This window comes from Mycobacterium palustre (assembly GCF_002101785.1).
In the GTDB taxonomy this organism is placed as follows: Bacteria; Actinomycetota; Actinomycetes; order Mycobacteriales; family Mycobacteriaceae; genus Mycobacterium; species Mycobacterium palustre.
This window is the reverse complement of sequence record NZ_LQPJ01000156.1, coordinates 1-20,533: the sequence shown is the minus strand read 5'-3', so window position 1 is coordinate 20,533 and position 20,533 is coordinate 1. Positions and strand designations below refer to the sequence as shown.

Genomic DNA, 20,533 nt, shown 5'->3' with positions numbered 1-20,533 from the left:
ATGCCACATGACGGCGCGCCGCCTTGCACCGTGTCGTCGCCCTTTTCGGTACGGGCGTATTAGCTGCACGCGCGGTCGGCTGAATCTAGGTCCCCGCGGACTGCTCGTTCCAGCAAATTCGGAAACGGTGGTTCGCTAACAATGGTCGGGACCATTGCGTGGGCGGCGGCCGCGCGCAAACCAGCGGTGATGGCCGCGCTAGCAGCCACCCCGGCAAACTTGGCGCCGCGGCCGTGCGCCGACAGCAACCTTGTCAACTTTTACGCGCTAACTTGCGCCGGCGGCCGATTCGGTTGACCGGCGCTTGAATGACCTTTGGTCATATGCTTCGCGAAATGTGGTCCCCAATCGGCGGCCCGGGAAAATGGAGCAGCGAATGCGCGTGTTGTTGTCGACCTACGACTCCCGCGGGGGTGTCGAACCGCTGGTGGGGCTCGCCGTCCAGTTGCGCTCGCTGGGCGCCGAGGTGCGGGTGTGCGCGCCGCCGGACGAGGAGTTCGCCCAGCGGGCGGCCGGTGTCGGCGTGCTGCTGGTGCCCTTCGGCCAGTCGGTGCGCGCGATGACCACCGCGGCGGCCCCGCCGTCGGAGGCCGACCTGCGCCGGCACGTGGACGACCTGATCGCCGCGCAGTTCGACACGGTCGCCGCGGCGGCCGAGGGATGCGACGCCCTGGTGGCGGCCGGCCTGCTGCCCGCGGCGGCCGGCGCGCGGTCGGTGGCCGAGAAGCTCGGCATCCGTTACGTGTACGCGAGCTATCACCCCACGGATTTGCCGTCGCCCCACCACCCGCCGCGGTCGTTTTGGAGCTCGCCGCTGCCCCTGCACCTGATCGACAACATGGCCCTGTGGGACCTCGACGCCCAGAACGTGAACGCCCTGTTCGGCGCGACGCTCAACGGGCACCGGGCCACGCTGGGCCTGCCGCCGGTGGGCAACGTGCGCGAGCACGCCTTCACCGACCACCCGTGGCTGGCCACCGACCCCACCCTGGGCCCGTGGCCGGGGCCGACGGATCTTCGCGTCGTCCAAACGGGCGCGTGGCTGCTGGCGGACGACCGCCCGCTCCCCGCCGAGCTGGAGGCCTTCCTGGACGCGGGCGCGGCCCCGGTGTACCTGGGCTTCGGCAGCATGCCGATGAGCGGCTCCAAGGACATCGCGCGGGTGGCGGTCGAGGCCATCCGGGCGCAGGGCCGCCGCGTGCTGGTGCTGCGGGGTTGGGCCGACCTCGCCCCGTTCGACGACCGCGGGGACTGCCTGGCCGTCGGAGAGATTAACCAGCAGGCGCTGTTTCGGCGGGTCGCGGCCGTCGTGCACCACGGCGGCGCCGGCACGACGACCACCGCCGCCCTGGCAGGCGCGCCGCAGGTGGTGATACCCCAGGGGGCCGACCAGCTGTACTGGGCCCGGCGGGTGGCCGAGCTGGGCATCGGTGTGGCATACGACGGCCGCACCGCCTCCGTCGAATCCCTGTCCGCGGCGCTGCGGGCGACCCTGGCTCCCCAGACGCGCGCCCGGGCCGGGGCCGTGTCCGCCCAGGTCCGCACCGACGGGGCCGAGGTGGCCGCGAAGCTGCTGCTCGAGGCGGCCGGCTCAGCGCGGTAGCGCCGAACCGAAAACCTCCGCCATGGCCGCCCAGTGGCGCTCCGCGGCGGCCGGGTCGTAGGGGCCGTTGTCGGGGACCGCGAACCCGTGGCCGGCCGAATACCACTCGATCGTGTGCGTCACGCCGGCCGCCGTCAGCGCCTTGTCGAGCTGCTCGGCGTGATCGGCCGTGAAGGACGGGTCGTTTTCGGCGCCCCCCACGTACACGGTGGCGGTCATCCGATCGGCCAGCAGGTGCGGGCTGTCGTCGCCGTCGGTGACCAGGCCACCGCCGTGGAAGGAGGCGACGGCGCCGACGCGCTCCGGAACCAGGCCGGCCACCGTCAGCGACATGCGTCCGCCCATGCAGTAGCCGCACACGCCGAAGCGCTCCCCGGACACCTCCGGACGCCCGGCCAGGTACTCGAGCAACGCGCGCGCGTCCCCGCCGACCTTGTCCGGTGTCAGGCTGCCGATCATCGAATACAGCCGCTGGCGTTCCTTTTGATCGCTGAACACGGTGGCCATGTCGAACGGGGCCCAGTCGCCGCTGCGGTAGTACACGTCGGGAAGCAGCACCGCATAGCCATATCCGGCCAGCTCGGCGGCCATCTGGTCGAACGTGTCGCGCACCCCGCCGGCGTCGGGGAACATGATCACGCCGGGCCAAGGGCCCTGACCATCCGGGGTGAACAGGCGGACGGGGCACGAACCGTCGGGGGTGGCGACGCTGTCGATGGTTTTGGGCATGGCACCGTTGTACTCCTGGCCCGCCGCCGCGAATTTTCGGGCGGCGACCCGCCGCGCCCGGCTTCGCCGCGCTTGCGATCGCCGCGCGTAAGCTGGCCGCGTGCCGATCGCAGCGCCGATTCCCACGCCCTACGAGGACCTGCTGCGCGCGGTGCTCGAGCGGGGCGCGGCCAAGTCCGACCGCACCGGCACCGGTACCCGCAGCCTGTTCGGCCAGCAGCTGCGCTACGACCTGTCGGCGGGCTTCCCGCTGCTGACCACCAAGAAGGTGCATTTCAAATCGGTGGTCTACGAGTTGCTGTGGTTTTTGCGCGGCGACTCCAACGTCGCCTGGCTGCACGAGCACGGCGTCACCATCTGGGACGAATGGGCAAGCGACACGGGCGATCTCGGGCCCATCTACGGCGTGCAGTGGCGCTCCTGGCCGACGCCGACGGGCGAGCACGTCGACCAGATCAGCGCCGCACTCGATTTGCTGCGGACCGACCCGGACTCGCGGCGCATCATCGTGTCGGCGTGGAACGTGGGCGACATCCCGCGGATGGCGCTGCCGCCGTGTCACGCGTTCTTCCAGTTCTACGTGGCCGACGGCCGGCTGAGCTGCCAGCTGTATCAGCGCAGCGCCGACCTGTTCCTCGGGGTGCCGTTCAACATCGCCAGCTACGCGCTGCTCACCCACATGATGGCCGCGCAGGCCGGTCTTGGCGTCGGCGAGTTCGTCTGGACCGGCGGGGACTGCCACATCTACGACAACCACGTCGAACAGGTCCGCACCCAGCTCGGCCGCGACCCCCGGCCTTACCCGGAACTTGTTTTGGCTCAAAGAGATTCGATCTTCGACTACACCTATGAGGATGTCGTCGTAAAGAATTACGACCCGCATCCGGCGATCAAAGCGCCCGTCGCTGTATGACGCGGCTGGGCCTGGTGTGGGCTCAGTCGAGCTCCGGCGTGATCGGTCGCGGCGGCGACATCCCGTGGCGGGTCCCCGAGGACCTCGCGCGCTTTAAAGAGATCACGATGGGCCACACCGTCGTGATGGGCCGGCTGACCTGGGAGTCGCTGCCGGCCGGGGTCCGGCCGCTGCCGGGCCGCAGGAACGTCGTGCTGTCCCGCAACGCCGGCTACGTCGCCGAGGGGGCGGAGGTGCTCGGTTCGCTCGAGGAGGCCCTGACCGAGCCCGAGGCGTGGGTGATCGGGGGCGCGCAGATCTACCTGCTCGCGCTGCCGTTGGCCACGCGCTGCGAGGTCACCGAGGTCGAGATCGACCTCCCGCGCGACGACGGCGACGCGCTGGCCCCGGTGCTCGACGAGGCCTGGGTGGGCGTGACGGGAAAGTGGCAGGCGAGCCGCACCGGGCTGCGGTATCGCTTCCACACGTACTCGCGGCCGTCGACGCTCTGATCGGCGCCGGCGCCCCGAGCTGACATACTCGGTACTCGGGGTCGGTCGAAGGTTTACAGGCGTTTTCAGGAGGGGGATTCCCAGTGATAACCGAACCCGCAAAGACATTCCCTCGCGTGTTAAGGGGCTACGATCCGGCCGCGGTCGACGCGCACATCGAGGCGCTGACCGCCAAGCAGCGGTTGTTGCTCGACGACGTCAAGAGCCTCGAGGCGCGACTGACCCAGGTCGGTGACGAGGCGGCCGCGCTGCGCAAGGAGGTCGCCGTCCTCACCGACACCTCGCCGTCGCCGCACGCGGTGCAGCTGCGGATGGCCAACATGCTGCGGCGCGCGGTCGACGAGGTCGCCCAGATGCAGGCCGAGGCGCGGGCCGAGGCGGACGCGCTGATCGCGGCGGCCGAGGCCGAGGCCGAGGACTCCCGCCGACGCCACGAGGAGCAGTTGGCGGACATGGCAGCGCAGCGAAAATCCCTGGAAGCGGAGTACGAGGAGCGCAAGAAGGCCATCGACGACGAGCTGGCCGGCATGCGGGCGGAGGCCGAGCGGGCGATCGACGAGGCGTGGCGGGAGGCCCGCCGCGAGGCCGATCACTACCGCGACCAGGCGCAGCGGGCCGCCGACGAGGCCATCGCCCAGCGGATCAAGATCTTGGAGCAGCTGGCGGAGGTGTACCGCGACCTGAAGAGCGTTCCGGAGGCCCTCGCCTCGGCGTACCAGGATCAGAAGAGTTCGCCGGAGCCGAGCGTTTTGGTGCCGCTGGACGAGAGAGTCAGCACGGGCTGAGCCCACCGGGCGGTATTCTCGGCGCCGTGCCGATCGGGAATCCCGCGCTGACCGCCGCCCAGGCTCGGCGCTTAGCCGTTGCGGCACAAGGGTTTAGCGAGCCACGGCCGCGCGGCCCGGTCACCCGCGCCCACCTGAAACGGCTGATCTCGAGAATCCAGGTGCTGCAGCTGGATTCGGTCTCGGTGGTGGTGCGGGCCCACTACGCGCCGGTGTTCAGCCGGTTGGGTCCCTACGACCGCGACGTGCTGGACCGCGCCGCGTGGGGGCCGCGCTCGGCGCGGCTGCTGACCGAGTACTGGGCGCACGAGGCCGCGCTGATGGCCGTCGACGACTGGCCGCTGCTGCGCTGGCGGATGCGCCAGTATCGCAACGGCCGGTGGGGCACCCACATCGTCAAGGCCAACCCGCAACTCGCCGAGGCCATCCTCGCCGCGGTCGCCGAGCTGGGGCCCAGCACCGCCGGGCAGATCGAGGCGCACCTGGCGGCCGAGCCCCGGCGCAGGAGGGGCAGGTGGTGGAGCCGCAGCGACACCAAGTGGGTGGCCGAGGCGCTGTTTGCCTCCGGCGCGCTGACCACCGCCACCCGCGTCGGCTTCGCCCGCCACTACGACCTGGTGGAGCGGGTGCTGCCGGCCGGCGTGCTGGCCCGCGAGGTCGACGACGACGAGGCCATCCGGGAGCTCACGCTGCGGGCCGTCACCGCGCTGGGCGTGGGCACCGAGGCCGACCTCCGCGACTACTTCCGGCTGTCGGCCCAGCAGGTCAGGCCGGCCATCGCCGCGCTGCTGGCCGCCGGGGAGATCGAGCGCGTCGCCGTCGACGGGTGGCCGGCGCCGGCGTACCTGCGACCCGGCCGGGCATTGCCGCGCCGGGACCGCGGCACGGCCCTGCTGTGCCCGTTCGACCCGCTGATCTTCTTCCGGCCCCGGGTGGAGCGGCTGTTCGGCTTCCACTACCGCATCGAGATCTACACCCCGGCGGCCAAGCGCCGGTACGGCTACTACGTGTGGCCGCTGCTGATGGACGGCCGGCTGGTGGCCCGCGTCGACCTCAAGGCCGACCGGGCCGCCAACTCGCTAAAGGTGCTGGGCGCCTTCGGCGAGCCCGACACGCCGCGGGCCGCGGTGGCAGCCACCCTGGCCGGCGAGCTGGAGTCCATGGCGTCGTGGCTGGGGCTGGGCGGCTTCAGCGTCGCCGACCGCGGCGATCTGGCAGCAGACCTGCGGGCGGTCGGCTGATGCGGACGGCGGACAAAGACCTCAAGGACACGCTCTGGCAGGCGGCCACCAAGCTGCGCGGCTCGCTTCCGGCCGGCCAGTACAAAGACGCCGTCCTCGGCTTGCTGTTCCTCAAGCACGTCTCGGACGCGCAGTGGAAATCGTTGGCGCGCAACGCCGAATCGCCGGGGATCGGGCGGCTGCTCGACGACGCGGTGGGGGCCGCGGGGCTGCCGCGGGTGTACGAAAACCTCGACCCGCGCCGGCTGGGCGATGTCGTGCGACTGCTCGACGGCGCGCCGTTCGGCGGGCCGGGCGCTGGGCGCGCGCGGGATTTGATGGGCGAGGTGTACGAGTACTTCCTGGGCAACTTCGCCCGTGCCGAGGGGCGGCGCGGCGGCGAATTCTTCACCCCGCCCAGCGTCGTGCGGGTGATCGTCGAGGTGCTCGAACCGTCCGGCGGGCGGGTCTACGACCCATGCTGCGGTTCGGGCGGAATGTTCGTGCGGACCGAGCAATTCGTCGGCGAGCACGACGGCGACCCCGCGAAGGTGGCGATCTACGGCCAGGAAAGCGTCGAGCAGACCTGGCGGATGGCCAAGATGAACCTGGCGGTCCACGGCATCGACGACGCGCACCTGGGCCCGCGGTGGGGCGACACGTTCGCCCACGACCACCACGCCGGCGTCCAGATGGACTACGTGATGGCCAACCCGCCGTTCAACGTCAAGGACTGGGCCCGCGACGAAGAAGACTCGCGCTGGCGCTTCGGCGTTCCGCCCGCCGGCAACGCGAATTTCGCCTGGATCCAACACATCCTGGCCAAGCTGGCCCCGGGCGGCAAGGCCGGCGTGGTGATGGCCAACGGGTCGATGTCGTCGAACAGCGGTGGGGAAGGAGCGATCCGGGCGCGGATCGTCGACGCCGACCTGGTGTCGTGCATGGTGGCGCTGCCGGGACAGCTGTTTCGCAGCACGCCGATTCCCGTGTGCCTGTGGTTCTTTGCCGCCGACAAGGGTGAGCGGGCCGGGCAGGTGCTGTTCGTCGACGCCCGCGGGTTCGGCCACCTGGTGGATCGATCCGAGCGCGCGCTGAGCGACGCGGAGGTGGTCCGCATCGGCGACGCCTACCACGCGTGGTGCGGGTCGGCGTCGGCGGCCGCGAAAGGCCTCAGCTATCAAGATGTTCCGGGATTCTGCAGGTCGGTGTCGCTGGGCGAGATCCGCGCCGCGGGCTACACGCTCACGCCGGGGCGGTATGTGGGCCCGCCGGTCGCCGAGGACGACGGGGAGCCGATCGGCGACAAGATCGCCCGGCTGACCGGCGACCTGCTGGCGGCGCTCGACGAATCGGCGCGACTGGACGGGTTGGTGCGCGACCAGCTGCGGCGGCTGCGGTGACGGCCACCCTCGGCGAGTTTCTCGACTTCGCCAACGGCGGCGGCCTGCCGGCGCGGGTGGCGGGCGGGGCCGTTCGCGTCTATGGCGCCAACGGGGTGATCGGCCATGCGGCGCAACCCAATGCGAGCGGCCCGCTGATCGTGCTCGGCCGCGTCGGATCGTATTGCGGCAGCGTGCGATATTGCGATTCGGACGCCTGGGTCACCGACAACGCCGTGGTCTGCCGGGCCAAGGATCCCCGCGAGACGCGGTACTGGTACTACGCGCTGCACGCCTGCGGGCTCGCCGGCCACCGGACCGGGTCGGGGCAGCCGCTGCTGAATCAGGCGACACTGCGGGCGGTTTCGGTGCGCCCGGCCGGGGCCGGTGACCGCCGCCGGATCGCCGAGTTGCTCGGCGCGCTCGACGACAAGATGGCGGCTAACGACCGCGTGGTCGCGGCCGCCGAGGGGTTGATGGTCGCCATCGCCGGGACGGTCTGCGACTACGCGCCGCTGGCGGAGCTGGCCGGCCGGTCGGCGGCGTCGCTGCATCCGCGCGCGTTCGACGACGTCGTCGCCCACTTCAGCCTGCCCGCGTTCGACGACGGCGCCGCGCCCCGCCTCGAGGCCGCCGGGTCGGTGAAGAGCGCCAAGTTCGCGTTGCCGGGGCCGTGCGTGCTGTTCGCGAAGCTGAACCCCCGGATCCCGCGCATCTGGAACGTGGTATCGCTGCCGCCGCGCATGGCGGTGGCCAGCACGGAGTTCGTGGTGCTGACCCCGACGGGAGTCGATACCTCGGCGTTGTGGTCGGCGCTGCGCCAACCAGAGGTCACCGACACGCTGCGCAGCCGGGTGGCCGGGACGTCGCGAAGCCACCAGCGGGTCCGGCCGCGCGAGCTGCTCGAGCTCCGGGTCCGCGACGTGCGGCGCCTGCCGCCCGCGGCGGCGCGGACCCTCACCGGCCTGGGAGCGATGTGCCACGCCCGCCGCGAAGAATCCGCGCGGCTGGCCGCCCTGCGCGACGCGCTGTTGCCGCCGCTGGTCTCGGGAAAGGTCCGCATCGCGGACGTCCCCTGACGCCGAGGCTGCGCCCAGCGCGCCCGATCGGGCCCCTCGCACCCGCGCCGGGGCAGGCTCGAAGCCACCGGCGCACACGCGCGGCTATAGGGTGATCGCCGTGGCCAAGACGGCGCCGCTGCGCGTGCAACTGATCGCCAAGACCGACTTCTTGGCGCCGCCGGACGTGCCGTGGACGACCGACGCCGACGGCGGGCCCGCGCTGGTCGAATTCGCCGGGCGGGCCTGCTATCAGAGCTGGTCGAAGCCGAATCCCAAGACCGCGACCAACGCCGGCTACATCAAGCACATCATCGACGTCGGGCACTTTTCGGTGCTCGAGCACGCGAGCGTGTCGTTCTACATCACCGGCATCTCGCGGTCGTGCACCCACGAGCTGATCCGGCACCGGCATTTCTCCTACTCGCAGCTGTCCCAGCGCTACGTGCCCGAGGGCGACTCGCAGGTCGTCGTCCCGCCGGGCATGGACGACGACCCCGAGCTGCGGCAGATCCTCACCGACGCCGCCGACGCCAGCCGCGCCACCTACGCCGAGCTGCTGGCCCGGCTGGAGGCCAAGTTCGCCGACGAACCGAGCGCGATCCTGCGGCGCAAGCAGGCGCGCCAGGCCGCCCGGGCCGTGCTGCCCAACGCCACCGAGACGCGCATCGTCGTGACCGGGAACTACCGCGCCTGGCGGCACTTCGTCGCCATGCGGGCCAGCGAGCACGCCGACGTGGAAATCCGGCGGCTGGCCATCGAGTGCCTGCGCCAGCTGGCCGCCGTGGCGCCCGCGGTGTTCGCCGACTTCGAGATCTCCACGCTGGCCGACGGCACCGAGGTCGCGACCAGCCCGTTAGCGACGGAGGCCTGAGGCCAATTAGTCGCGAGGGTGCGCAGATGTACGGGCTATGCGGCGTGTCGTCGTGCAGACACGCACGCTCGCCGCAGTAACAGAGCCGTTTGGTACCGCCAGGTAACCTGAACACCGTGAGCACCGTCGGATTCGACGCCCCCACACGGCTGGGCACCCTGCTGACCGCGATGGTGACACCGTTCGGCGCAGATGGCTCCCTTAACACCGTCGCCGCGGCGCAACTGGCGAACCACCTGGTCGACGCGGGCTGCGACGGCCTGGTGGTCTCCGGGACCACCGGCGAGTCGCCGACCACCACCGACGACGAGAAGCTCGAGCTGCTGCGCGCCGTGCTCGAGGCGGTGGGCGACCGGGCCCGCATCATCGCCGGGGCCGGCACCTACGACACCGCGCACAGCGTGCGGCTGGCCAAGGCGTGTGCGGCCGAGGGCGCCCACGGGCTGCTGGTGGTCACGCCGTACTACTCCAAGCCGCCGCAGGCCGGGCTGATCGCGCATTTCACGGCCGTCGCCGACGCCACCGACCTGCCGATGCTGCTCTACGACATCCCACCGCGCTCGGTGATACCCATCGAACCCGACACCATCCGAAAACTGGCCGCGCACCCGAACATCGTCGGGATCAAGGACGCCAAGGCCGACCTGCACAGCGGCGGGCAGATCATGGCCGAGACCGGTCTGGCGTACTACTCGGGCGACGACGCGCTGAACCTGCCCTGGCTGGCGATGGGCGCCACCGGCTTCATCAGCGTGATCTCTCACGTCGCTGCGGGTCAACTGCGAGAGTTGTTGTCCGCCTTCGGTTCCGGTGATGTCGCCACCGCGCGCAAGATCAACGTCGGCCTCGCCCCGCTGTGCAACGCGATGGCCCGCCTCGGCGGGGTCACCATGTCGAAGGCCGGGCTGCGCCTGCAGGGCGTCGACGTCGGCGATCCCCGGTTGCCGCAGGTGCCCGCCACCCCGGAGCAGGTCGACGCGCTGGCCGCCGACATGCGCGCGGCGTCGGTCCTTCGGTGAGCGCAAGGGTGGCCCGACCGTGGATCTAGACCTCGCCCCACCGGGTCCCCTGGCACCGGGCGGGTTACGGGTCACCGCGCTGGGCGGCATCAGCGAAATCGGCCGCAACATGACCGTTTTCGAGCACCTGGGCCGGCTGCTGATCATCGACTGCGGGGTGATGTTCCCGACGCACGACGAGCCCGGTGTCGACCTGATCCTGCCGGACCTGCGTCACATCGAGGACCGGCTCGACGACATCGAGGCGCTGGTGCTGACCCACGCGCACGAGGACCACATCGGGGCCATCCCGTTTTTGCTCAGGCTGCGGCCCGACATCCCCGTCGTCGGCTCCAAGTTCACGCTGGCCCTCGTCGCCGCCAAATGCCGCGAGCACCGCATCAAACCGGTCTTCGTCGAGGTCGCCGAGGGGCAGCGCAGCACGCACGGTGTGTTCGAGTGCCAATACTTCGCCGTCAACCACTCCATCCCCGACGCGCTGGCCATCGCCGTGCACACCGGCGCGGGAACCGTCCTGCACACCGGCGACATCAAGCTCGACCAGCTTCCGCTGGACGGCCGGCCCACCGACCTGCCCGGCATGTCGCGGCTCGGCGACGCCGGCGTGGACCTGTTCCTGTGCGACTCGACCAACTCCGAGATCCCCGGCGTCGGGCCGTCGGAGAGCGAGGTGGGCCCGACGCTGCACCGCCTGATCCGCGGCGCCGACGGCCGGGTCATCGTGGCGTGCTTCGCCTCCAACGTGGACCGGGTCCAGCAGATCATCGATGCCGCAGTGGCTTTGGGCCGGCGGGTGGCGTTCGTCGGTCGATCGATGGTGCGCAACATGGGCATCGCCCGGGAGCTGGGCTTTTTGCGGGTCGGCGACGCCGACCTGGTCGACATCTCCGCCGCCGAGATGATGCCGCCCGAGCGGGTCGTGCTGATCACCACCGGAACCCAGGGCGAGCCGATGTCGGCGCTGTCGCGCATGTCGCGCGGCGAGCACCGCAGCATCACGCTGACCAAAGAGGACCTGGTGATCCTGTCGTCGTCGCTGATCCCCGGCAACGAGGAGGCGGTGTACGGCGTCATCGACTCGCTGGCCAAGATCGGCGCCCGCGTCGTCACCAACCAGCAAGTGCGCGTTCATGTTTCGGGCCACGCCTACGCCGGCGAGCTGCTGTTCCTCTACAACGGGGTGCGGCCGCGCAACGTGATGCCGGTGCACGGCACCTGGCGCATGCTGCGCGCCAACGCCAAGCTGGCGGCCCGGGCCGGCGTGCCCGAGGAGTCAATCCTGTTGGCCGAGAACGGCGTCAGCGTCGACCTGGTCGCGGGCAAGGCCTCCATCGCCGGGGCGGTATCGGTCGGCAAGATGTTCGTCGACGGGCTGATCACCGGCGACGTCGGCGAGATCACGCTGGGCGAGCGGCTCATCCTGTCGGAGGGTTTCGTCGCGGTGACCGTGGTGGTGCAGCGCGGCACCGGGCGGCCGGCCGCGGCGCCGCAGCTGTTTTCGCGCGGCTTCTCCGAGGACCCCAAGGCGCTCGAGCCGGCCGTGCACAAGGTCGAGGCGGAGCTCGATCAGCTGGTCGCCGACAACGTCACCGACCCGGCCCGCATCGCCCAGGGCGTGCGCCGCACCGTGGGCAAGTGGGTCGGTGAGACCTATCGCCGTCAGCCGATGATCGTGCCGACGGTCATCGAGATCTGAACTGGCGCTTGACAATTCGCCAAACACCAACGGTCGCGGCGGGCGGGTGCCTCATACTTTCTCCGCGTGAGCCGACCATTCCAGGTCGGAGGCCTTAAGGCGGCGGCCGGTGGGCGCCACGTAGCGGTGCAGCAGGTCGTCGGGGCCGGCCTGCTCCACCAGCCGCCAGCCGTACTCGCCGATGAACGCCGCCACCTCGTCGGGCTGCAGGCCGAATCGCCACAGCTGGCTGCGCTGGCGCACGTTGCGATACAGCGTGCGGGTGCCGTAGCGGTTCGTCCCGTCGATGAAATCTTTGCGGACGTAGGTGAACACCAACCGGCTGCCCGGGGCCGCGGCGCGCAGCCCCTCCAGCGTTCGCCGCACGCCCTCCTCGGTGAGGTACTGGGTCACGCCCTCGCAGATGAAAAAGGCGCGGTAATCGGTGCGATAGCCCTGCTCGGCCAGCGAGGTGAGCAGGTCGTCGCGCTCGAAGTCCAGCGCCACCCAGCGCACCGAAAGCGGCGGTGAGCCGAGCACCCGGCGCACCGTCTTGGCCTTCATGGCGATGTTGACCGGCAGGTCCACCTCGAAGACCGGGATGCGCACCCGCCGCGTCAACCGATAGCCGAGGGTGTCCAGGCCCGCGCCCAGGATCACCACCGCGTCGACGTCGCCGAGCGCCGCTTCGAGCTTGTCGTCGATGAAACGCTTGCGGCAGGCCAGATTCGCCCACAGGCCCGGGCCGGTGAACTCCGACCCCCGGATCATCAGGCGCCGCGCCGGGCCCCACCGGGTCGCTCCGACGAGCAACCGCAGGGGGACCGGCAGGAACAGTCCGGCGAGGTCGTCGTCGACCAGGCGGCGCCCGGCGGGCTCGTTGTGCTCGACGGCCGCCAACACCATGGGGCCGAAGGCGGTCTGCGCTGCGGGGTTTCGCGCCATCAGCTACTTCTTGTTCAGATAGCCCGCGTCGACCGGCAGGGCGACGCCGGTGATGTAGCGGGCCTGGTCGGACACGAGCCACGCCACCGCGTTGGCGATGTCGTCGGGCTGTAGCACCTGCACCGGCAGCGCGTTGCCCATGTCGGGCGGCGAGCCGGACTCGGCGACCAGCCGGGCGAGCCACTGGCGGGTGTGCTCGTTGTTGATCATCGGGGTGTCGACGCCCGACGGGTTGATCGTGTTGACCCGGATGTTGTGTTGGGCAAGCAGATTCGCATACACCCGCATCAGCCCGACCACGCCGTGCTTGGCCGCGGCGTACCCGATCGAGCCCGCATCGCGGCTGCCGATGCCGGCCAGTCCGGCGGCCGAGCTGATCAGCACGATCGAGCCGCCGGTGCCCTGGGCCACCATCGTCGGTATCGCGGCCTCCACCGTGTTGAAGACGCCGGTGAGGTTGACGTCGATGACGTCGCGCCAGCCGTCGGCGCCCGACTGCATGGGCGCGATGCCGGCGTTGGCCACCACGATGTCGAGCCGGCCGAATTCGTCCAGGCCCGCCTGCAGCGCGGCGCCCAGCGACGCGGCGTCGCGCACGTCGCCCTGCCGGGCCACGATCCGCGAACCGGTGTCCTCGACGAGCTTGACCGTTTCCGCCAGGTCGTCGGGCGCGGCCAGGGGGTAGGGGACGCTGGCGATCTGCCGGCACAAATCGACCGCGATCACGCTCGCGCCGTCGGCCGCCAGCCGGACCGCGTCGGCGCGGCCCTGGCCGCGCGCCGCGCCGGTGACGAGCGCGACTTTGCCCTCTAAGGCCCGGCCCATCAGGCGCGCAGCCGGCCCTTGTCGGGGTCGCCGGCCGGGACCGGCTCGAGCGTCTTGATGTCCGGCGCGCCGACCAGGTGTTCGCCGGCCGCGGCGAACAGCTTGGTGATCGCGGGCGCGGTGCTGTGGGCCTTGAGCGCCTCGGGGTCGGCCCATTGCTCGACGAAGACGAAGGTCTCGCCCGTTTGGTGCAGCGAATACAGCTGGCAGCCGGGCTCTTCGTGCACCTCGCCGACCGCGGTCGTGAGGATATCGCGGACGGTGTCGACCGATTCGGGTTTGACGGTCATGGTGGCGACAACGACGACGGGCATGCTAGGGCCTCCTGGGCGCTCAGGGAATGGGTGACGGCATGACGTACATCACCGCTAGCCACCCTACTCACGGCGTCGCGGGGCACCTCGCGGACCGTGCGGCGGTTACCAGTGTGGCGGGTGGTGTAGATGATGCTTTTGCGACTACCCTTGCTCTCATGCCCAGTAAGACCGCCGCCCGCTCCGCAAGCCGAACGAGCAGGACCCGCCGGTCTCCCAACCCCCCTTCCCGGGGCCGGTCGCGCGGTGCCCGCCCGGCCGCGCCCCGCAAGAAGGCGAGCAGGCCCGCCAGACGCCGCAACCGGCCGCTGCTGGTCGGCGCCGGGCTGGCCTGCGGCCGCGCCCTGCGGGCCACCTGGCTGGTGGCCGCCAAGGGCACCGGCGGCGCCGCCCGGTCGATCGGGCGGGCGCGCGACATCGAGCCGGGGCACCGCCGCGACGGGATCGCGCTGGTCCTGCTCGGCGTGTCCGTCGTCGTCGCCGCCGGCTCGTGGTTCGACGCCGCGCGGCCGGTCGGCGCCTGGGTCGACACCCTGCTGCGGACCTTCATCGGCTCGGGCGTGCTCGCGCTGCCGGTCGTCACCGCGGCGGTGGCGGTGGTGCTGATGCGCACCCAACCCAATCCCGACGCGCGGCCCCGGCTGATTTTCGGCGGCGCTTTGATCGCGTTGTCGGTCCTGGGCCTGCGCCACCTGTGGTCGGGCTCGCCCGAAGACCCCGAGTTGCGCCGCCGCGCAGCCGGATTCGTCGGCTTTGCCATCGGCGGGCCGCTCTCCGACGGGCTCACCCCGTGGATCGCCGCGCCGCTGTTGTTCATCGGCTTCATGTTCGGCCTGCTGCTGCTGACCGGGACGACGATCCGCGAGGTGCCCGACGTGCTGCGGGCCATGGTCGGCCCGCGCCTGTATGAGGGCCATGACTCCGATGACGCCGACGACGGCTACGACGGCTTCGCCGGTGACGACGCGGACACCGAGGAAGTGACGCCGGAGGACTTCTCCGACGGTTACTACGACGCGCCGCTAAACGAGGCTCCCGCCGCGTGGCCGTCGGGCAGTGCGGTCGCCGACGACGACATGCCGACCGTGCCCGAACCCGCCGTCGGCCGTCGGCGCGCCAAGAAGCAGCCGGAAATTGTCGACCGGGTCGTCGAGGGCCCCTACACGCTGCCCCCGATGAGCCTGCTGGTGGCCGGCGACCCGCCCAAGAAGCGCAGCGCCGCCAACACGGTGATGGCCGACGCTATCAGCGAGGTCCTCAACCAGTTCAAGGTGGACGCGGCCGTCACCGGCTGCACCCGCGGGCCGACCGTCACCCGCTACGAGGTCGAGCTGGGCCCCGGCGTCAAGGTGGAGAAGATCACCGCGCTGCAGAAGAACATCGCCTACGCGGTGGCCACCGAGAGCGTCCGGATGCTGGCCCCGATCCCGGGCAAGTCGGCCGTCGGCATCGAGGTGCCCAACACCGACCGGGAGATGGTGCGGCTGGCCGACGTGCTGACCGCGCCGTCGACGCGCCGCGACCACCACCCGCTGGTGATCGGGCTCGGCAAGGACATCGAGGGCGACTTCATCTCGGCCAACCTGGCCAAGATGCCGCACCTGCTGGTCGCCGGGTCCACCGGATCGGGCAAGTCGAGCTTCGTCAACTCGATGCTGGTGTCGCTGCTGACGCGGGCCACCCCGGAGGAGGTCAGGATGATCCTGATCGACCCCAAGATGGTGGAACTCACGCCGTACGAAGGCATCCCGCACCTGATCACCCCGATCATCACCCAGCCCAAGAAGGCGGCGGCCGCGCTGGCGTGGCTGGTCGAGGAGATGGAGCAGCGCTACCAGGACATGCAGGCCTCCCGGGTGCGCCACATCGACGACTTCAACGCCAAGGTGCGCTCCGGCGAGATCACCGCCCCGCTGGGCAGCCAGCGCGAATACCGCCCCTACCCCTACGTGGTCGCGATCGTCGACGAGCTGGCCGACCTGATGATGACCGCGCCGCGCGACGTGGAGGACGCGATCGTGCGGATCACCCAGAAGGCCCGCGCCGCCGGCATCCACCTGGTGCTGGCCACCCAGCGCCCGTCGGTCGACGTCGTCACCGGGCTGATCAAGACCAACGTGCCGTCGCGCCTGGCGTTCGCCACCTCGTCGCTCACCGACAGCCGGGTGATCCTGGACCAGGCCGGCGCGGAAAAACTGATCGGCATGGGTGACGGCCTGTTTTTGCCGATGGGCGCCAACAAGCCGCTGCGGCTGCAGGGCGCCTACGTCTCCGACGAGGAGATCCACGCCGTCGTCACCGCCTGCAAGGACCAGGCCGAACCCGAGTACACCGAGGGCGTCACCACCGCCAAGCCCACCGCCGAGCGCGCCGATGTCGACCCCGACATCGGCGACGACATGGACGTGTTCCTGCAGGCGGTCGAGCTGGTGGTGTCCAGCCAGTTCGGCTCGACCTCGATGCTGCAGCGCAAGCTGCGGGTGGGCTTCGCCAAGGCCGGCCGGCTGATGGATTTGATGGAGACCCGCGGCATCGTCGGGCCGAGCGAGGGCTCCAAGGCCCGCGAGGTGCTGATCAAGCCCGACGAGCTGGCCGGAACGCTGGCGCTGATCCGCGGCGGCGCGGGGGGAACCGACGCCGACGGCGCGGACGCCGAGTAGCGCCGAACGTGCTCTCAGGCCGGGGTTTTGGCGATTTCTTGGCCCTCAGAGCACGTTCGGCGGGCGGGTAGAAGCTAGAGCACCAGCAGCATCCGGGAGTTGCCCAGGATGTTGGGCTTGACGTAGCTCAGGTCCAAAAATTCGGCCACACCGATGTCGTAGGAGCGGCACATCTCCTCGTACACCTCGGCGGTGACGGGCGTGCCCTCGATCTCGGTGAACCCGTGCTTGCCGAAGAACTCCGTTTCGAAGGTCAGCACGAAGACCCGCTGCAGCTCCAGCTCGCGGGCGACCTCGAGCAGCCGGTTGACGATCGCGTGGCCGACGCCGTGGCCGGTCATCGCCGGGTCGACGGCGACGGTGCGGATCTCGCCGAGGTCGGCCCACAACACGTGCAGCGCCCCGCAGCCGACCACTTTGCCCCCGAGTTCGGCCACCCAGAATTCCTGGACGGCCTCGTACAGCGTGACGAGGTTCTTCTCGAGCAGGATGCGTCCGGAGTAGGTGTCGACGAGCCGCTTGATCGCCGGGACGTCGGACGTGCGGGCGCGCCGGACCGCCGGGCGGAGGTCTTGTGAGCTTTCGGTCACGGGTAACAGTATCGGCAACCCAGATGGGTGCGCTGGTCAACCGCTATTCTGAGGCGGTGTCGGGGCAGCCTCAAACACCTCCGCTGGTGGGGCGCGTCCGCATCGCCAACCTCGCGAACGTCTTGACCCTGCTGCGGCTGGTGCTGGTCCCGATCTTTTTGTTCGCCCTGTTCGCCGGCGACGGCCACCACATCGTTTCCCGCCTGGTGGCTTTCGTGATTTTCGCGGTCGCCTGCATCACCGACCGTTTCGACGGGCTGCTGGCCCGAAATTACGGCATGGCAACCGAATTCGGGGCGTTCGTCGACCCGATCGCGGACAAGGCGCTGATCGGGTCGGCGCTGATCGGCCTGTCGATGCTGGGCGACCTGCCGTGGTGGGTCACCGCGGTGATCATGACCCGCGAGCTGGTGGTGACGCTGTTGCGGCTGGCGGTGATCCGGCGCGGCGTGATCCCGGCGAGCTGGGGCGGCAAGCTCAAGACGGTCGCGCAGGCGCTGGCGATCGGCCTGTTCGTGCTGCCGCACTCCGGGCCCTTTTTGGTGCTGGCGTCGGTGGTGATGGGCGCCGCGATCGTGCTCACGGTCGTCACCGGCATCGACTACGTCGCCTCGACCGTCCGCGAAGTTCGTCAGACGACCACCTGAGGCGGGAACCAAGGCGACCGGTGCCGGCGTTCACCAGTTGAGTGCCTGCTGGATCGGGGTTGTTCGACGGGGCGGGCGGGCTGACTTGACGGAGGAGAGCAGGATGCCGGCATTGATGCGCGAAGTCATCGGCGACGTGTTACGCCACGCCCGCACGACACAAGGCCGGACGCTGCGCGAGGTGTCGGATTCGGCGCGGGTGAGCCTCGGGTATCTGTCGGAGGTGGAACGCGGCCGCAAGGAGCCCTCCAGCGAGCTGCTCAACGCGATCTGCGACGCGCTCGAGGTGCCCCTGTCGGAGGTCCTCACCGACGCCGGCGAGCGGATGGCCGGCGAGGAGCGCGCCGCCGGCGGCGCGCAGGCCACCGCCCACAGCGGCAGCAGCATCGACGCCAGCACCAAGGTTGTCATCCCGCCGGTGGCATCGCTGGCTTTGGCCTGAGCGCCGCGATCGCGCGCAAGGGGTGGGGCGATCGCCGCGGACCCACTAAATTGAGCGGCAGGGCGCTTGTCCGGCACACATAAAAGCGAAGGTGGACCTAACCGATGGCCAATCCGTTCGTCAAAGCGTGGAAATACCTGATGGCGCTGTTCAACGCCAAGATTGACGAGCACGCCGACCCGAAGGTGCAGATCCAGCAGGCCATCGAGGAAGCGCAGCGCCAGCACCAGGCGCTGACCCAGCAGGCCGCGCAGGTGATCGGCAACCAGCGCCAGCTCGAGATGCGGCTCAACCGCCAGCTGGCCGACATCGAGAAGCTGCAAGTCAACGTGCGCCAGGCGCTGACCCTGGCCGACCAGGCTACCGCCGCGGGCGACGCGGCCAAGGCCGCCGAGTACAACAACGCCGCCGAGGCGTTCGCCGCGCAGCTGGTCACCGCCGAGCAGAGCGTCGAAGACCTCAAGACCCTGCACGACCAGGCCCTGTCGGCCGCGCAGCAGGCCAAGAAGGCCGTCGAGCAGAACTCGATGGTGCTCCAGCAGAAGGTTGCCGAGCGCACCAAGCTGCTCAGCCAGCTCGAGCAGGCCAAGATGCAGGAGCAGGTCAGCGCGTCGCTGCGGTCGATGAGCGAGATCGCCGCCCCGGGTAACACGCCGAGCCTCGACGAGGTGCGCGACAAGATCGAGCGCCGCTACGCCAACGCGATCGGGTCCGCCGAGCTCGCCCAGGGGTCGGTGCAGGGCCGCATGCTCGAGGTGCAGCAGGCCGGCATCCAGATGGCCGGTCATTCGCGGCTGGAGCAGATCCGCGCGTCGATGCGCGGCGAGGCGCTGCCGGCCGGCGGGTCGACGCCCGGGGCCGCCCCGGCCACCCCCGCGCCCGCCGAGTCCAGCGGTGGGACGGTCGCGGAGAAGCCGCTTGGCCAGTAGCGCCGCGGGCCGGCGGCGATGACCGTGGGAGCGACCCAGCGCGGGCCGTGGCGCGCGCTGGCGCAGCGCGGGCTGGCGAGCGTCGCCGACCTTTCCGACCTGGCGGTCCGCAAGATCAGCGCGGCCGCCGATCCGCGGGCGCGGCTGCTGCGCCGCCGGCGCCGCGCGCTGCGCTGGGGCGTCATCTTCGCCGTTGGGTGCCTGTTCTGGGTCGCGGTGACGGTGGCGCTGGCCGCCTGGGGCTGGTTCGCGCTGCTGTTGGAGGTCACCGGCGGCGTCGCGGTGGTGCTGGCGGTCCCGGCGACCCTGCTACTGCTTCGGTACCGCTGGCTGCGGTCGGAGCCGCTGCCGGCGGCGCGACCGGCCAACACCCGCCGGCTGCCGCCTCCCGGCTCGGCCGCCCGGCCCGCGATGTACGCGCTGGGCGCCTCGGAGCGCGGTTTCTCCTCGCTGCTGGGCGTGATCGAGCGGGGCTCGATGCTGCCCGCCGACGAGATCCGCGACCTGAGCGCGGCGGCCGCCAAGACCTCGGCGGCGATGGCGGCCACCGCCGCCGAGGTGGTGTCGATGGAGCGCGCCGCGCAGGCCAGCGAGTCGTCGCGATCCTACTTGGTGCCCACCATCAACGCGTTCACCGCCCAGCTCAGCGCCGGCGTCCGCCAGTACAACGAAATGGTCACCGCCGCAGCGCAATTGGTCTCCTCGGCGAACGGGAACACCGGTGCCGGGTTGGCCGGAACCCAGGAGCGCTACCGCGCCGAGTTGGTCGGGGCCACCGATCGCCTGCTCGGCTGGGCGCAGGCGTTCGACGAGCTCGGCGGGCTGCCGAGGGCCATCTAGGCTGGACGCTGCCGGCGAGCTACTGCGGCAGGCCGTTCAGGCCGTTCTGGCCTAGTAGCAGCCCGCCGGTGCCGCCGATCCCGGGGCTGCCAGGCGTGTTGATGCTACTTCCCGCGTTACCGCCGTTACCACCCTGGCCCGCTAGGACGGCGTTGCCGCCGTTTCCACCGTTGCCGCCGCTTCCAATACGCCCTTGTCCGCCGTCACCGCCGTTACCGCCGTCGCCAAACAACCCGGATTTGCCGCCGTGACCTCCGTTGCCGCCGTTGGCGTTTAGGCCGAATGCCGACCCCCCAGCGCCACCGGACCCGCCGGAGCCGTAGAACGCGCCGGCGTCGCCACCGGCGCCGCCTTTCCCTCCACCATCGATACCCAAGCCACCGGTGCCGCCGATGCCCCCATCGCCGATCAGCCCGCCGGTACCACCGCCGCCGCCGGCACCGCCGACGCCATCGATGCCGTACCCACCAGCCCCGCCAGCCCCACCATCGCCGTACAAACTGCCAGCATTGCCGCCCTGACCACCGGCGCCCCCGAGCCCGAGAGGAGCGTTGGCGTCGCCGCCCCCGCCGCCGGCCCCACCGGCGGCGACGAC

General features: G+C 70.8%; 20 protein-coding genes and 1 pseudogene. 15 read left to right on the top strand and 6 right to left on the bottom strand.

Annotated features, from left to right (window positions below; all coding sequences use genetic code 11):
• Positions 1–376: 376 nt before the first annotated feature.
• Positions 377–1,603, top strand: a complete 1,227-nt coding sequence (locus AWC19_RS28165) for a glycosyltransferase (RefSeq protein ID WP_085081394.1) — start codon at positions 377–379, stop codon at positions 1,601–1,603.
• Here AWC19_RS28165 and AWC19_RS28160 read toward each other — a convergent pair.
• Complete coding sequence (locus AWC19_RS28160; RefSeq protein WP_085081393.1) at positions 1,592–2,332, bottom strand: dienelactone hydrolase family protein; 741 nt, start codon at positions 2,330–2,332, stop codon at positions 1,592–1,594. The two genes, AWC19_RS28165 and AWC19_RS28160, sit on opposite strands and share 12 nt — an antisense overlap.
• 106 nt (positions 2,333–2,438) lie before the next feature.
• Here AWC19_RS28160 and AWC19_RS28155 point away from each other — a divergent pair, with 106 nt between their 5' ends.
• The 9 genes from AWC19_RS28155 to AWC19_RS28115 all read left to right on the top strand — a co-directional run bounded on the left by AWC19_RS28155 (position 2,439) and on the right by AWC19_RS28115 (position 11,767).
• Positions 2,439–3,245: a thymidylate synthase gene (locus tag AWC19_RS28155; RefSeq protein WP_211285023.1), complete on the top strand. Its 807-nt coding sequence runs from the start codon at positions 2,439–2,441 to the stop codon at positions 3,243–3,245.
• Positions 3,242–3,736: a dihydrofolate reductase gene (locus tag AWC19_RS28150; protein ID WP_085081348.1), complete on the top strand. Its 495-nt coding sequence runs from the start codon at positions 3,242–3,244 to the stop codon at positions 3,734–3,736. The genes AWC19_RS28155 and AWC19_RS28150 overlap by 4 nt, the downstream gene beginning before the upstream one ends.
• A gap of 83 nt (positions 3,737–3,819) precedes the next feature.
• A complete protein-coding gene (locus AWC19_RS28145) occupies positions 3,820–4,521 on the top strand; it encodes a DivIVA domain-containing protein (RefSeq protein ID WP_085081347.1) in 702 nt (233 codons plus the stop codon).
• Positions 4,518–5,762: a winged helix-turn-helix domain-containing protein gene (locus tag AWC19_RS28140; RefSeq protein ID WP_085081392.1), complete on the top strand. Its 1,245-nt coding sequence runs from the start codon at positions 4,518–4,520 to the stop codon at positions 5,760–5,762. The genes AWC19_RS28145 and AWC19_RS28140 overlap by 4 nt, the downstream gene beginning before the upstream one ends.
• Positions 5,762–7,141 (top strand): type I restriction-modification system subunit M, encoded by a 1,380-nt coding sequence (locus AWC19_RS28135; RefSeq protein ID WP_085081346.1) that lies wholly within the window; start codon positions 5,762–5,764, stop codon positions 7,139–7,141. Before AWC19_RS28140 ends, AWC19_RS28135 begins: the two co-directional genes overlap by 1 nt.
• Complete coding sequence (locus tag AWC19_RS28130; RefSeq protein WP_085081345.1) at positions 7,138–8,199, top strand: restriction endonuclease subunit S; 1,062 nt, start codon at positions 7,138–7,140, stop codon at positions 8,197–8,199. Before AWC19_RS28135 ends, AWC19_RS28130 begins: the two co-directional genes overlap by 4 nt.
• A gap of 100 nt (positions 8,200–8,299) precedes the next feature.
• A complete protein-coding gene (gene thyX / locus AWC19_RS28125) occupies positions 8,300–9,052 on the top strand; it encodes an FAD-dependent thymidylate synthase (RefSeq protein WP_085081391.1) in 753 nt (250 codons plus the stop codon).
• Positions 9,053–9,168: 116 nt separating this feature from the next.
• Positions 9,169–10,071: a 4-hydroxy-tetrahydrodipicolinate synthase gene (gene dapA, locus AWC19_RS28120; protein WP_085081344.1), complete on the top strand. Its 903-nt coding sequence runs from the start codon at positions 9,169–9,171 to the stop codon at positions 10,069–10,071.
• A 19-nt stretch (positions 10,072–10,090) separates the two neighbouring features.
• A complete protein-coding gene (locus tag AWC19_RS28115; protein ID WP_085081343.1) occupies positions 10,091–11,767 on the top strand; it encodes a ribonuclease J in 1,677 nt (558 codons plus the stop codon).
• A gap of 51 nt (positions 11,768–11,818) precedes the next feature.
• Here the strand turns inward: AWC19_RS28115 and AWC19_RS28110 are convergent, their stop codons facing one another.
• Genes AWC19_RS28110 through AWC19_RS28100 form a run of 3 tightly spaced genes read right to left on the bottom strand, consistent with a single transcriptional unit; the run spans position 11,819 to position 13,830 of the window.
• On the bottom strand, positions 11,819–12,691 hold the full coding sequence (locus tag AWC19_RS28110; RefSeq protein WP_085081342.1) for an SAM-dependent methyltransferase: 873 nt from the start codon (positions 12,689–12,691) through the stop codon (positions 11,819–11,821).
• A 3-nt stretch (positions 12,692–12,694) separates the two neighbouring features.
• On the bottom strand, positions 12,695–13,519 hold the full coding sequence (locus AWC19_RS28105; RefSeq protein WP_142281461.1) for a mycofactocin-coupled SDR family oxidoreductase: 825 nt from the start codon (positions 13,517–13,519) through the stop codon (positions 12,695–12,697).
• The gene (locus AWC19_RS28100; protein ID WP_085081340.1) at positions 13,516–13,830 is read right to left on the bottom strand and encodes a putative quinol monooxygenase; all 315 of its coding nucleotides are present in this window, start codon (positions 13,828–13,830) and stop codon (positions 13,516–13,518) included. Before AWC19_RS28100 ends, AWC19_RS28105 begins: the two co-directional genes overlap by 4 nt.
• A 38-nt stretch (positions 13,831–13,868) precedes the next feature.
• Between AWC19_RS28100 and AWC19_RS28095 the strand changes: the two genes are divergently transcribed.
• Positions 13,869–16,490, top strand: a complete 2,622-nt coding sequence (locus tag AWC19_RS28095; protein ID WP_245849382.1) for an FtsK/SpoIIIE family DNA translocase — start codon at positions 13,869–13,871, stop codon at positions 16,488–16,490.
• Positions 16,491–16,564: 74 nt separating this feature from the next.
• Here AWC19_RS28095 and AWC19_RS28090 read toward each other — a convergent pair whose 3' ends face one another.
• Positions 16,565–17,080: an amino-acid N-acetyltransferase gene (locus AWC19_RS28090; RefSeq protein WP_142281457.1), complete on the bottom strand. Its 516-nt coding sequence runs from the start codon at positions 17,078–17,080 to the stop codon at positions 16,565–16,567.
• A 56-nt stretch (positions 17,081–17,136) separates the two neighbouring features.
• Between AWC19_RS28090 and pgsA the strand changes: the two genes are divergently transcribed.
• From pgsA to pspM, 4 genes are all read left to right on the top strand, one after another.
• Positions 17,137–17,727, top strand: a complete 591-nt coding sequence (pgsA, locus tag AWC19_RS28085; RefSeq protein ID WP_245849381.1) for a CDP-diacylglycerol--glycerol-3-phosphate 3-phosphatidyltransferase — start codon at positions 17,137–17,139, stop codon at positions 17,725–17,727.
• A 103-nt stretch (positions 17,728–17,830) separates the two neighbouring features.
• Positions 17,831–18,169, top strand: coding sequence for a transcriptional regulator ClgR (gene clgR / locus AWC19_RS28080; protein WP_085081337.1), 339 nt, complete (start codon positions 17,831–17,833; stop codon positions 18,167–18,169).
• Between the two features lie 104 nt (positions 18,170–18,273).
• Complete coding sequence (pspA, locus tag AWC19_RS28075) at positions 18,274–19,098, top strand: phage shock protein PspA (RefSeq protein ID WP_085081336.1); 825 nt, start codon at positions 18,274–18,276, stop codon at positions 19,096–19,098.
• 18 nt (positions 19,099–19,116) lie between these two features.
• Positions 19,117–19,938, top strand: coding sequence for a phage shock envelope stress response protein PspM (pspM, locus tag AWC19_RS28070; RefSeq protein WP_085081335.1), 822 nt, complete (start codon positions 19,117–19,119; stop codon positions 19,936–19,938).
• Between the two features lie 19 nt (positions 19,939–19,957).
• On the opposite strand, the pseudogene AWC19_RS29780 reads toward pspM, so the two are convergent.
• Positions 19,958–20,533, bottom strand: a pseudogene (locus AWC19_RS29780) (PE family protein); the annotation flags it as partial.

What these genes read in the sequence shown, in the direction of transcription:
- AWC19_RS28165 (WP_085081394.1), top strand. Translation starts at nt 377, where the DNA reads ATGCGCGTGTTGTTGTCGACCTACGACTCCCGCGGGGGTGTCGAACCG.
- AWC19_RS28160 (WP_085081393.1), bottom strand. Translation starts at nt 2,332, where the DNA reads ATGCCCAAAACCATCGACAGCGTCGCCACCCCCGACGGTTCGTGCCCC.
- AWC19_RS28150 (WP_085081348.1), top strand. Translation starts at nt 3,242, where the DNA reads ATGACGCGGCTGGGCCTGGTGTGGGCTCAGTCGAGCTCCGGCGTGATC.
- AWC19_RS28135 (WP_085081346.1), top strand. Translation starts at nt 5,762, where the DNA reads ATGCGGACGGCGGACAAAGACCTCAAGGACACGCTCTGGCAGGCGGCC.
- AWC19_RS28110 (WP_085081342.1), bottom strand. Translation starts at nt 12,691, where the DNA reads ATGGCGCGAAACCCCGCAGCGCAGACCGCCTTCGGCCCCATGGTGTTG.
- AWC19_RS28100 (WP_085081340.1), bottom strand. Translation starts at nt 13,830, where the DNA reads ATGCCCGTCGTCGTTGTCGCCACCATGACCGTCAAACCCGAATCGGTC.
- AWC19_RS28095 (WP_245849382.1), top strand. Translation starts at nt 13,869, where the DNA reads ATGACGTACATCACCGCTAGCCACCCTACTCACGGCGTCGCGGGGCAC.
- clgR (WP_085081337.1), top strand. Translation starts at nt 17,831, where the DNA reads ATGCCGGCATTGATGCGCGAAGTCATCGGCGACGTGTTACGCCACGCC.
- pspA (WP_085081336.1), top strand. Translation starts at nt 18,274, where the DNA reads ATGGCCAATCCGTTCGTCAAAGCGTGGAAATACCTGATGGCGCTGTTC.
- pspM (WP_085081335.1), top strand. Translation starts at nt 19,117, where the DNA reads ATGACCGTGGGAGCGACCCAGCGCGGGCCGTGGCGCGCGCTGGCGCAG.